The organism is Candidatus Omnitrophota bacterium (assembly GCA_025453395.1).
Classification (GTDB): Bacteria; Omnitrophota; Gorgyraeia; order Gygaellales; family Profunditerraquicolaceae; genus JAlOQK01.
In genome coordinates, this window is the sequence record JALOQK010000002.1 from 236927 (window position 1) to 248732 (window position 11806).

Below are 11806 nucleotides of genomic sequence, written 5' to 3' on the forward strand. Positions count from 1 at the left end.
GGTAACTTTCTTAGGTTAAGTTTCTTAGGCTGTGGTAACCAAGCTGGTGTTAACCTATAGCATAACCAAAAAATTTGCCTAATTTTTGAGCATTAACAACCGCCCCTTAGTTTTTAATCAGTCTCTTCTTTTTTGTCGCGGGTCATCAAGTCTTTAACTGCTTTGGCAACAGGTTTATTTTTATATAAAACAGCATAGACTTCAGAGGTTATCGGCATGCGCACGTTATATTTTTTGCTTAAATTGTAAGCGGATTTTGTGGTAGGGACTCCTTCGGCGATCATTTGCATATGTGATTGTATTCGCTCCAAAGTTTTGCCTTTGCCGATTTGTTCTCCCACATAGCGGTTTCGGCTGTATGAGCTTACGCAGGTTGTAACAAGATCTCCTAAGCCGCTTATGCCGCTAAAGGTTTCTTTCTTGGCCCCCATAGCCTTGCCTAAACGGGAAATTTCCGCTAATCCGCGCGATAAAAGCGCAGCCTTGGCGTTTGTGCCAAAACCTAAGCCATCGCAAATTCCGGAAGCAATAGCGATAATATTTTTTAAGCTGCCGCCTAATTCCACGCCGATAATGTCACTATTGGTGTAAATGCGAAATCTTTCAGTCATAAAAATATGCTGTAAGGTTTTGCGGATTTTTCTATCGCCGGATGCGATAACCGCGGTAGCCGGGTTTTTCACGGCTATTTCATGGGCAATAGTTGGCCCGGATAAAACCGCCAATTTTATATTACCCAAAAGCTCTCTTATTACTTCCGACATTCTTTTTAGGGTTTTTAATTCAATGCCCTTGGTAACACTTAAGAATATTTTATTTTTATAACCGGGGATATTTTTTATTTTTCTTACGACATCGCGCAAATACTGGGAAGGCACAGCAATGACGACGATATCATTGCAGATAATAGTTTGGTTTAAATCTGCGCTAAAGCTAACTGATGAAGGGATTTTAATTCCGGGCAGGAATTTACTGTTAATCCTTTTTTGTTGGAGCGTTTTAATATATTCTGGAAACGCGCCCCACAAAGTTACAGAGTAATTTTTCTCTGCTAAGATGATAGCTAAGGTAGTGCCCCATCCTCCATCGCCTAAAATGGCGATCTTGTATTTATTCGGAAGCATTCTCATCTTCTTCTTCATCTTGCTGAGGGCTGTTATCTTTTAGGAAGTGCACCTTAGGGTAAATATGGCTGTCGTATTGCTCCTCCCTTATTAAAAAGCGCACTCCCACATCGTAACCTTCGGGGACTTTATCGTCAACTCTGACCACAAGCGCTAAGACCCCATTTTGGTAAACCAGGCTTTTTCTATCCATTTCTGTGCATACGGACAAAGTGCCTTTATCAAAAGAAAGCCAAAGGATATCATCCTTAGCTACTTTCTCTTTTATGTTGCATAAGAGCCCTGCTTCGCTTACATTTAGAGTATAGCCGTTGAAGAGTTTATCAATAGTTTCTTTGCTGCAGACTTTGTAATTAAGCGGAGTAACATAGGTAAGCCTTGAAGAAGACCGTCTTTCTGGAATATTATCCATTTTTATTTAACCCCCTTATTTCTTTATTGGTGCGCAGTTTCGCTAATTCCCAGCTGTATTCATAAAGATGCAGCCCCTTGCTGACAGCAATAATTTCTCCGTCGTCAACCCCGATCTCATCAGCCATATATTGTTTAACTAGTTGTAGGCCCCCTAGATTTGACGGGAAGCCTCCCCACAAGTCCCAGGAGCGAAAATACAAGATAAAATGTAATTTGCCATAACGGATCCTTGTGTCAATGATCCTTAAGCATGGCGGGTCAATTAATTTAATGTCCGAGGGCATGCCGATTTCCATAGTCGCTTGATTCGTTCCGAAGCCTTTGGTTTTATAAAGATTTATTACCTCTTCGATTTGGTTTACTTCAAGAGGCATCTCTTTTTCGAGCGGGTCTTGGACGGCATATTTTCCTTTTAACTTCACCTTAGGATCAACCAGCCGCTCTCCGTAGGTATAATCTTCGGTTGCGGTTTTTGTGCCGGTTAATAGATAGCTTAAATATCCTTGAATATAGTCCATATCTGTAGGCGCGGGGATACTCATTCCTTCAGGAATAATCGGGATTATTTGATGGGAGGGTTTTTTTACTTTTACTACCGCGAAATCAAATTCTAATCTTCTCTGGCCTTCATAGCTGCCTTTGGTGATAGTATAAATATGCCCCTTTTCTAATATCGCGGAAAGGGTTTGAAACCAGGCATCGTCCAGGTCAAAGGCATCAATAAAAGCCGGCTCTAGAAATTCTTTTTCCATTTTTATATTCTTTCTTTTAAATTTTATAAGTTGTGGCCTCATTTAAGCGAGCGATCGGAATCGAACCGACATATATAGCTTGGAAGGCTATTGTTCTACCATTGAACTACGCTCGCGTCGCTTGGGCGACAGATTAAGCGACATTCTGGCTCCTGTCACCCCTTCCTTTATTTTGAAGAAATAATCGCCAAGAATATCTTTAAATATCGTAAGAATTTTGTTTCAGGCACTAAGCTCGCTGTGTTTTTTGTTATATTGTTGCTCCTCGCGTAAGCACTCGTAAATTCTGTCGCATTCTGCCTTGGCATAATGCTCCACAATTTACTTCGCACGCTTCGGGGTAAATTTGCTGACACAGAAAAACTATAGCAAATTTAAATGGGCAGGAGAGGATTCGAACCTCTGAAGCACAAGTGCAGCAGATTTACAGTCTGCCCCCTTTGGCCACTTGGGTACCTACCCATAAAAAAATAAAAAGTTAAAACTAAAAAGTCAAAAGGAAGAATTGGACAAAGAACGATTGCAATTTATAAGCCGGCGAAGGGAATCGAACCCCCGACCCATTGTTTACAAAACAATTGCTCTACCAACTGAGCTACGCCGGCAAATCTTAAGAGCATTTTTTCATTGCTTTGGGGATCATGTCAATAATATCCGAAGCAAGCATGCTGATTTCTGTTTTTTCTTTTGCCGCTAAATCACCGGCTAGGCCATGCAAGTATACCCCATATTTACTAGCCTCAAAATCACTCAAGCCTTGGGCTAAGAACGCGGCGATTATCCCGGTTAAAACATCGCCTGTTCCGGCTTTAGCCATACCGGGGTTTCCGGTATGATTTATGTATATTCGCCCGCAAGGTGAAACGACTATTGTCTTATGCCCCTTTAAAACGACTATGCAATTATAATCGCAAGCCAGCCTTTTGGCAACTTCTTTTCTATTTTTATTAATTGCCTCCGCAGATACCCCTAAAAGCCGCGCCATCTCTTTAGGATGCGGGGTAATGACCTTGATCTCGCGGAATTTCTTAAAGTCTAAAGATAAGGCATTAAGCGCGTCAGCATCAATGACCATCTTCTTTTTTACCGTATAAATCAGCTTAAGCGCCAATTTGCTGGATTGCGGATTAAGGGACAATCCCGGGCCTATTGCTAAAACATCGGCATTCTTTAAGAAACCTATGATTTTGTTTTCCGCTTTTAAGCTGAGAGTTTCTTCTTTTGTTTGAGGTAGCGGCAAGGTCATCGCTTCTTTTGCTTTAATCTTTATGATTGCATTATTCAAAGAACACGGGATTCCGATAGTAACAAGGCCTGCCCCAGAGTGAAGCGCTGCTTCTGCCGCTAATACTGGCGCGGTAGAAAGCCTGGCGCAGCCGCCGAGCACGAAGACGTGCCCATAATCGCCTTTATGTGTGTTTTTCTTTCTTGGTGACAATTGCGTTGGCAACCGCATAATTTTTTACGTGGGATATGGATATATGTATATCCACACTTCTTTTTTTGCCGTCAATTAATTCGCAATAGGGCTTGCCATCTTTATCGTTTAATATCTGCAAGTCATGCCAGCTTAAGTTTTTATCTCCCAGGGCTTTGAATACCGCCTCTTTGGCCGCGAATCTGCCGGCAAGATGCTGATAGTAAGCGGATCTTGTTTTAGCATTAACTAATTCTTGGTTTGTGAAAACGCGCTTAGTGAAGGAATCGCCCCATTTCTCAATGGCTTTACGTAAACGGTTGACTTCAGTAATGTCTACCCCGGTTCCTATGATCATGTATTTTCCATAAGTTGTTTCATTTCTTTTACGGCTTGGGCAATTCCGGTAAACAACGCCCTGCAAATAATAGCATAACCGATATTAAGCTCTTCTATTTCTTTTATCTTCAGTATTTCTCCCGCATTATTATAATCAAGCCCGTGGCCGGCGAAAACCCGTAAGTCATTGCTTTTAGCGAACACGGCCGCGTCTTTTAATTGTTTTAAGTATTTTTGTTGTTGGCTTTTATTCTGCGCTTGCGCAAAAGCTCCCGTGTGTAATTCTATTAACCGTACGCCCATCTTTTTAGCCGCGTTTATTTGTTTTTTATCGGGGTCTATGAATAGGCTTACTTTTATGCCTGCTTGTTGAAGTTTTTCTATCGCAGGGCTTATCTTTTTGTATTGCGAAACTAAATCTAATCCGCCTTCGGTGGTAAGTTCCTGCCTTTTTTCCGGGACAAGTGTTGCCTGGTGAGGTTTTACTTTGCAGGCAATATCCACTATCTGTTTGCAGGCAGACATTTCCAGGTTAAATTTAATTCTTAAAATCTTTTTAAGGATAAAAATATCCCGGTCCTGTATATGCCTTCTGTCTTCTCTTAGATGCGCAACAATGGAATCCGCTCCGGCATTCTGTGCGGTTACCGCGGCCAATATCGGGTCAGGGGTATCGCCCAGACGGGCTTGCCTTAAGGTGGCAACGTGGTCAATATTAACCCCAAGTTCCATCATATTAATAGTTGAAACGGTTTATTTCGTCACGCACATAAAACCAGAGCGCTATGGCAATGCCAAGAGCTAATAGTTTCAGCCAGGGGTGAGAAAAAATCCATTTCTTCAGGGAATCGTAGATTTTATTAATCCTGTGCATATTTTTGTTTTAGTATTTCTTTTACAAGAGTAAAAATGCTTTCCCTGCTTAGGTCTTTATGCATTTTACCGTTATAGACAAGCGATATATCATTTCTTTCTTCTGATACAACTATGATGATCGCGTCTGTTTCTTCGCTTAAGCCGATTGCCGCCCGGTGGCGCGTTCCGAATATGCGATTCAGGTTAGAGGATTCGCTTAAAGGAAAAATGCAGCCCGCAGCGCTTATTTTTCCGTGTTGTATGATAATCCCGCCATCATGAAGGATGCTTTTAGGGGTAAAAATTGACTCTATCAGTTCCGCGGATATTTTACCGTCTATCGTGATACCCTTTTCCACATAATTGGCCAGAGGGTCTTTTATTTCAAGGGCAATGAGCGCTCCATATTTGTTTCGCGCGAGGTTTTCGCAGGCAGTCATGACCTGGTCCAGCATTGAATCCACATCTTCATCGCGCAAGGTCGCCCCAAACAGGTGCTGCTGGCCCAGCCGCGCAAGCCCGTGCCTTATCTCCGGATGGAATATGATAAGTATAGCGATAACCGAGATGGCAAATAATTTGGTGAATATCCAATCTACTACCTGAAGATTAAGTTTTTGGAATACAAAAAAGGCAAACATTATCAGCACAATCCCCCTTAATACCTGGATGGCCCTTGTCCCGTAAAAGAACAATATTATGCTGTAGATGATAAACCACAAGATAAGTATTTCCAGTATCATTTGCCAGTTTAAGAATTCCATATTTTAGAGGCCGCCTCCCAAATCTTTAGAGCTTCATTTATCTGTTTTATATCATGTATTCTTAAGATATTCACGCCATTTTTTACTGCTAAAAGGCAGGCGGCGATGGTACCGTTTATTCTTTTTTGGGGGTCTTCTATGCCAAGGATATTACCGATGAATGATTTGCGCGATGGCCCGATAAGAACAGGCATCCCAAGGGTTTTAAATTCCCGAAGCCTGTTTAATATTTCCAGGTTATGCTCCAGCGTCTTTCCAAAGCCAATTCCGGGATCAATAATGATCTTATTGTTAGGTATAGACGCATCGTGGGCTTTGTTTATAGATTCAGAAAGAAAGCTTTTTATATCCGCAATAAGGTTGGCATAACTGATATTCTTCTGCATATTACTAGGCCTGTTGCGCATATGCATAATAACTACCGCGGCTTTATATCTTGCTATTACTTTGGGCATTTTTTTATCGCGCAATCCGCTTATATCATTTACTATTGCCGCCCCGTTATCAAGGGCAGCTTTTGCTACTTCGGGTTTATAGGTATCAATAGAAATCGGTATCCGGATTTTCTTGGCTAAAAGCTTGATTACCGGGATAACCCGGCGTAATTGCTCTTTTTCTGATACCGGCTTTGCCTGCGGGCGGCTTGATTCTCCTCCTACATCTATTATTTGCGCTTTTTCTTTAACCATGCTTAACGCCGCATCAAGTATTTTTCCGGTGTCAATACTATTGTTTTGGTATAACCCGTCGTTGCTAAAAGAATCAGGGGTAATGTTTAATATCCCCATCAAGCAAGCTTGGCCTTCTTTCAGGTGAAGCCGGGTAGACCCTAGATCTACCGTAAAAGAGTTTCTTTGATAGTTAGCAAAAAGTGTTTTAAGCTGTTTGGCGAAATCAGCCATACCAAAAGGCTGTAATTTCATTTTTTCTTGCAGCTTATGGAATTGGGATAAGTTTCCGATTAGGATACAGGGCGTTTTTTTTATTTGTCCGGTTAAGCTGCTGCGGCTTACGGCCGCGTCCGCTCCCAAGGAAAGCATTTGCTGCTTCAGGATATTAGCGGAAGGATTGCTTATGGAGGGGATTTCAACCATTAAGCTTGATGCTTTAGGAGACATTATTTTAATCCCGTAGGCATCTACGTTTATTCCCCGCATTATTTTATTAATTGTTTCAGAGTTATTTGTTTCAATAATGCGCATATCCATGGGGTTTTAGGTTTATAATCCTAAAAGCGCCTTTGCTTCTTCGCCGCTTAAAACTTCTTTTTCCAAAAGGGTTTTAGAAAGAAGAAGCAATTTGTCTTTATTTTCTATGATAAGTTTCTTAGCCTTTGCGTAGCAGTCGTCAATTATCTTTTTTATTTCTTCATCAATGATCCTGGCGGTTTGTTCGCTGTAGTTTCTTTCTTCCATAAGGTCGCGCCCTAAGAAAATCAATCCTTCGCGTTTGCCTAAAGTCAAATGCCCCAATCTCTCGGACATTCCTAACTGGCATACCATATAACGCGCCATATGAGTGGCTTTTTCCAGGTCATCCTGCGCCCCAGTTGTTATATCCGAAAGATTTATTTCTTCAGAAGCCCTGCCGCCTAAGGTCAACGAAATCTTTGCCATGATTTCACTGCGGGTTAGATAATGTTTATCTTCAAGCGGAGCGACAAAGGTATAGCCTCCGGCTAATCCGCGGGGGATAATCGAAACCTTTTTCAAGGGGTCAATTTCAGGCATTAATAGCGACAACAGCGCGTGCCCTGATTCATGCACCGAGGTTATTTCTTTTTCCTTCTTAGACATGATATGGCTTTTCTTCTCCGGGCCCATCAGGACGCGCTCAACGGATTTTTCAAATTCAATCATGCCCACAGATTCTCTATTGTACCTTGCCGCCAATAATGCGGCTTCATTACACAGGTTTGCCAGGTCTGCTCCAGAGAATCCGGGAGTTTGCGAAGCAATAGATCTCATGTCCGCTTCCGGGGCTACTTTAATTTTACGCGTATGCACTTTTAATATTTCTTCTCTGCCCTTTATGTCAGGCAAATTAACTATGATATTGCGGTCAAATCTTCCCGGGCGAAGAAGCGCCGGGTCTAAAGTGTCAGGCCGGTTAGTAGCGGCAATAAGGATTATTCCATGTTCAGTATCAAATCCGTCCATCTCTACTAAAAGCTGGTTTAAGGTCTGTTCCCTTTCATCGTGGCCACCTCCAATGCCGGAAAAACGCAGCCTTCCCACTGCGTCAATTTCATCGATAAAAATAATCGCTCCCTTACCGGATACCTTTGAGGCGCGCCTGCCTTGATCAAAAAGATCCCTTACCCGGCTGGCGCCTACTCCGACAAACATCTCTACAAAGTCAGAGCCGGATATTCCAAAGAATGGCACTGCTGCTTCGCCTGCTACTGCTTTAGCGATCAATGTTTTTCCGCATCCCGGAGGCCCGACTAAAAGCACTCCCTTGGGGATTTTTCCTCCTAAGCGCTGGAATTTCTTGGGGTCTTTTAAGAATTCTATAACTTCTTTTAGCTCTTCCTTAGCTTCATCCACGCCTGCCACATCGTCAAAAGTAACTTTTTCTTTTTTTGCCTCATCATGTATTTTCGGGCGAATCTTTCCAAATCCCATTACCCTGTTGCCCATCTGTTCGCCGCGCGCTGACATTATCCAAAAAAAGAATATTAAAAGAAGTATCGGCCCCAAATTAAACAAAAGATTAGTCAGGAATGTGCGGGCCGGCTTTACTTCAAAATTAGGGATATTTTTGTTAGCAACATTTTCCTGGACTTTGCTTAGCAGCTCTTGGTCGTTTTCCGGTATCGTTAGCTTAAAATGGCTGTTATCGTCTAACTCGCCCATAAGGTCGGTTTCTATTTTTACAAGAGATTTTATTCTTTGCGGGGTGTTGTATAATATGCGGTAAAACTCTCCGTAGGTCATTTCTTTCGTGCTTACATTCACCCCTGTATTCAGCAAATTGGCGAATAAATACAAAGCCATTAGGCCGATAAAAATCCATATCCATGGCATATTGGGTACTGGGGCATTCTTTTTTGGTGATTTATTATTTTTTACCGGCATTATTTCTCCTTAAGTCTGCAGATCAGTTTATAGAGTAGATTTATAATTATATTACAATTAAGCATAAAATCAAGTGTTATCGGGCTAATTGAAGTTTTAAATATCCGGATTTCTTGACAGCAGCAATGCCTGCCGGCAGGTCAACGATTGAGTTATTGGGGCGGTTATAAACGGTGTCCACAATTTCGTGGATGTGGCAGGCAGCGATCCGGCGGGTATCTCCTTTTAAGTTTTCAATAAGCAGGCGGATAACAAGATTTTGCATCGCCGGGTGTAACCTTACAAAGTTTGCGATCTCTACTGTTTTTCTATTGCTGACGATCTTTTTTGCTTTTTCGTAAAGATAGTCGTGGTCAGTTTCCGCGTTTACAGCGAGTGTCCTTAGCGCCGATTTTATATTCCGGTTATACTTTTGCTCTAACAATGGGATAAGCTGTTTACGCAGGCGGTTACGCAAATATTTATCCTCAGCGTTTGTTTTATCTATCCTGAAGGGGATGCGGTTGTTTTTCAAGAAAATCCTGATATCCTTGCGCGAAGTTTCAACAAGCGGGCGGATAATGGTAAACCCATGCAATTGCCTTTTTGGCAAAATGCCCCGCAGCCCATAAAGCCCGGTCCCCCGGATAATACGCATTAGAACAGTTTCTGCCTGATCGTCAAGGTTGTGCCCCAGGGCTATTTTGTTTATATGGTTTTTTCTGGCAGTTTCAAAAAGAAACTTAAGCCGCGCGTTACGCGCGGTTTCTTCAATATTATTCCTGGGGATATTTTTTGCCGCTATCCTCGCGGTAGTAATTTTTAAGCCATATTTTTTGGCAAGCTTCTCTGCCAGTTTTCTGTCTTTATATGAGTCTGGCCTTAAGGCATGATCTAAATGCGCCAGGTGAAGTTTCAAGCCCCAGAAAGGGGCTATCTCCACAAGCGCGCGCAAAAGCGCGCTTGAATCCGGGCCAGCCGATACGCCAACTAGGATTTTGTCATTTTTGTTAATCAGCCTGTATCTTTGGGAAGTTTTCTTTAGTTGTTCTATAACCATCGCGGCAATTTCTAATTCCTATGATTTAGGCAGGTTGCGTCTTATTACCGATATAAGCTCATCGGTTGTGAAAGGTTTGGATATATAATCATCTACTCCATAGGTATCCGCTGCTATTCGCGGGATTTTATCATGCGGCATATCTTTGCTCTGCGCAATGGCAATAGGGTTATTGGGAAGCCACTTCCATTTCTTTTGTTTTGCGCAATAGTTCATCTCTCCGAATCCGCTCATGATGATAATGGGTATGTTTTGGGTGCTTGGGTTTCTCTTTAATGATTCCGCTATAAAGGAACCCTTTCTTTGCGGCATAACTACATCAAGAATGATCAGGTCCGGTTCAATAGCTTGGCATAGCTTCTCTGCGTCCAGGGGATTTGTTGTGGTAACAACCTTAAACCTGCCCGTAGATTCAAGGTTTACCTTTATCAAGCTGCAAAGGTCTTCTTCATCGTCAACAACCAGCAGTTTATAGATGTTTTTATCTTCTTTGCTTGTTGTAAACACAGCGCTCTCCTTTTAGCCTCGGTATGTGAATGGCAAATTTTGTCCATTTACCTTTGAGGCTTTTTGCCTGAATTGTGGCATTATGGCGTTTTAAGATATGGTAAACCATCGCCAGGCCAAGGCCGGTGCCCTCCTTCTTAGTGCTGAAAAACGGGTCAAATATGTTATTAAGATAATCTTTTTCAATGCCGCTGCCGTCATCTTCAATATGTATAACCGCGTATTTGCGGTCGCTTGAACTGCTGATTGTTATCTTGATGTTGCGGCAATGGGCTTCCAGAGAGTTATTCATTAAATTCAAGAACACCTCTTCCATGAGCACCATGTCGGCATTTATCAATAAATCTTCCTGCGGATAATGGATACATATTTTTGCCGCGCATATCTTGGCTTTATTCTGGATAAGATATAGCGCCCTGGTTATGATATCTTTGAGAAAAACATGCTTTAATTCTGATTGCGCGGGGCGTGAAAAATTTAATAGCTCGGAAATGACTTTATTCGCCCGCAAAGACGCCTGCTTGATCATCTCGGAATATTTAGCTATTTTTTCCTTTTCTTTGAATTTACTTTTCAGCAGGGTATTTTTTATCGCTTCATTCGCCTGAAAGATAATAGCCAAAGGGTTTTTAATTTCATGGGCCACCCCCACGGATAATTGCCCGGCAAGGGCCATTTTTTCCGACTGGATGAGCATGTCCTGGGTTTTACGGGAAGTAAGAAGCGTAGGCCGCATGCTCATATTATGATTTCAGGGTTATAAAGAATACTACCGAAGAGATAATGCAAAGAATCCCTATGGCCACTCGCTTGTTTAATAGCCACTCATGAAAGGTCATTATGTTTTTTTCTACAACCAGTATTTTCTTTATTTTTACCGGCATGATATTTTGCGCCAGTTTTTCTTCAAGGATGCGGTAATTAGAGTAGACAGCGATAATTACTCCTATAACAAAAAGTAACGGGCTGGACCAAAAGAAAATAACCCTTAAAGCTGTGATAACAGTTAAAACGTCTTCCATATCGCCTCCTTTTTAATTTTTTATTTGCAGCCTTGATTTAAAATGATGCCCCACCTTAAGATCGCTGAAAGGGAAGATTTCGATAAAATCTGTGCGCCCATCAAGCTCTATATTATTGTCATTTGTTTTTTGCAGCGACCATGATAACCAGAACTTCTTGCCGTTAATATTTTCTACCTGTTTTTGGGGGCCTTGCTTTATTTGTTTTAAGAGGATTTCTGTGTCTGTAGCGTAGAACTCTTCTGTTTTCTTATCGGAAAGAATGGTTGCCAGGCTTGACTTGTCATAGTATTGGTAGCCTATCCAGCCAATCCATATGAATATGATGATTAAGATAAATCTGAGCATTTCTGGCTCCTTTTTAAGCTTGCTAATGAATAGGTTTGGTGACGGCGAGTGGATTCGGACCACTGACCGAGCGGGTATGAGCCGCTTGCTCTACCAGGCTGAGCTACGCCGTCAAATTTAAATTATCAAGGCCTGTGTTTGCTTG

General features: G+C 42.0%; 15 protein-coding genes and 4 tRNA genes. All 19 read right to left on the minus strand.

The window, feature by feature from the left end:
* Positions 1 to 113: 113 nt before the first annotated feature.
* The 19 genes from MUF05_02450 to MUF05_02540 all read right to left on the minus strand — a co-directional run bounded on the left by MUF05_02450 (position 114) and on the right by MUF05_02540 (position 11774).
* A complete protein-coding gene (locus MUF05_02450) occupies positions 114 to 1142 on the minus strand; it encodes an NAD(P)-dependent glycerol-3-phosphate dehydrogenase (protein MCU0665940.1) in 1029 nt (342 codons plus the stop codon).
* The gene (locus MUF05_02455) at positions 1111 to 1536 is read right to left on the minus strand and encodes a PilZ domain-containing protein (protein MCU0665941.1); all 426 of its coding nucleotides are present in this window, start codon (positions 1534 to 1536) and stop codon (positions 1111 to 1113) included. The genes MUF05_02450 and MUF05_02455 overlap by 32 nt, the downstream gene beginning before the upstream one ends.
* Positions 1529 to 2290, minus strand: a complete 762-nt coding sequence (locus MUF05_02460) for a thymidylate synthase (GenBank protein MCU0665942.1) — start codon at positions 2288 to 2290, stop codon at positions 1529 to 1531. The genes MUF05_02455 and MUF05_02460 overlap by 8 nt, the downstream gene beginning before the upstream one ends.
* 45 nt (positions 2291 to 2335) lie before the next feature.
* Positions 2336 to 2406 (minus strand) — tRNA-Gly (locus tag MUF05_02465).
* A gap of 263 nt (positions 2407 to 2669) precedes the next feature.
* Positions 2670 to 2752: transfer RNA gene (locus tag MUF05_02470), tRNA-Tyr, on the minus strand.
* A 70-nt stretch (positions 2753 to 2822) separates the two neighbouring features.
* A tRNA-Thr gene (locus tag MUF05_02475) sits at positions 2823 to 2895 on the minus strand.
* Positions 2896 to 2900: 5 nt separating this feature from the next.
* The gene (locus tag MUF05_02480; protein MCU0665943.1) at positions 2901 to 3746 is read right to left on the minus strand and encodes an NAD(P)H-hydrate dehydratase; all 846 of its coding nucleotides are present in this window, start codon (positions 3744 to 3746) and stop codon (positions 2901 to 2903) included.
* Positions 3700 to 4065 carry a holo-ACP synthase gene (gene acpS, locus MUF05_02485; protein ID MCU0665944.1) on the minus strand — a complete coding sequence of 122 codons (366 nt, stop codon included), beginning with the start codon at positions 4063 to 4065 and terminating at the stop codon, positions 3700 to 3702. The genes MUF05_02480 and acpS overlap by 47 nt, the downstream gene beginning before the upstream one ends.
* A complete protein-coding gene (locus tag MUF05_02490; GenBank protein MCU0665945.1) occupies positions 4062 to 4787 on the minus strand; it encodes a pyridoxine 5'-phosphate synthase in 726 nt (241 codons plus the stop codon). Before MUF05_02490 ends, acpS begins: the two co-directional genes overlap by 4 nt.
* Complete coding sequence (locus tag MUF05_02495; GenBank protein MCU0665946.1) at positions 4783 to 4920, minus strand: hypothetical protein; 138 nt, start codon at positions 4918 to 4920, stop codon at positions 4783 to 4785. The genes MUF05_02490 and MUF05_02495 overlap by 5 nt, the downstream gene beginning before the upstream one ends.
* A complete protein-coding gene (cdaA, locus tag MUF05_02500) occupies positions 4907 to 5665 on the minus strand; it encodes a diadenylate cyclase CdaA (protein ID MCU0665947.1) in 759 nt (252 codons plus the stop codon). The genes MUF05_02495 and cdaA overlap by 14 nt, the downstream gene beginning before the upstream one ends.
* Positions 5653 to 6867, minus strand: coding sequence for a dihydropteroate synthase (folP, locus tag MUF05_02505; GenBank protein MCU0665948.1), 1215 nt, complete (start codon positions 6865 to 6867; stop codon positions 5653 to 5655). Before folP ends, cdaA begins: the two co-directional genes overlap by 13 nt.
* 18 nt (positions 6868 to 6885) lie before the next feature.
* Positions 6886 to 8745 (minus strand): ATP-dependent zinc metalloprotease FtsH, encoded by a 1860-nt coding sequence (ftsH, locus tag MUF05_02510; GenBank protein MCU0665949.1) that lies wholly within the window; start codon positions 8743 to 8745, stop codon positions 6886 to 6888.
* A gap of 76 nt (positions 8746 to 8821) precedes the next feature.
* Entirely contained in the window at positions 8822 to 9784 is a 963-nt protein-coding gene (gene tilS / locus MUF05_02515) for a tRNA lysidine(34) synthetase TilS (GenBank protein MCU0665950.1), read from the minus strand.
* 18 nt (positions 9785 to 9802) lie between these two features.
* Positions 9803 to 10291 (minus strand): response regulator, encoded by a 489-nt coding sequence (locus MUF05_02520; GenBank protein ID MCU0665951.1) that lies wholly within the window; start codon positions 10289 to 10291, stop codon positions 9803 to 9805.
* Entirely contained in the window at positions 10266 to 11033 is a 768-nt protein-coding gene (locus MUF05_02525) for an ATP-binding protein (protein MCU0665952.1), read from the minus strand. Before MUF05_02525 ends, MUF05_02520 begins: the two co-directional genes overlap by 26 nt.
* A 1-nt stretch (position 11034) precedes the next feature.
* Entirely contained in the window at positions 11035 to 11313 is a 279-nt protein-coding gene (locus tag MUF05_02530; protein ID MCU0665953.1) for a hypothetical protein, read from the minus strand.
* A gap of 12 nt (positions 11314 to 11325) precedes the next feature.
* Positions 11326 to 11661 (minus strand): hypothetical protein, encoded by a 336-nt coding sequence (locus tag MUF05_02535; protein ID MCU0665954.1) that lies wholly within the window; start codon positions 11659 to 11661, stop codon positions 11326 to 11328.
* Between the two features lie 36 nt (positions 11662 to 11697).
* Positions 11698 to 11774, minus strand: a tRNA-Met gene (locus tag MUF05_02540).
* Positions 11775 to 11806: the final 32 nt, after the last annotated feature.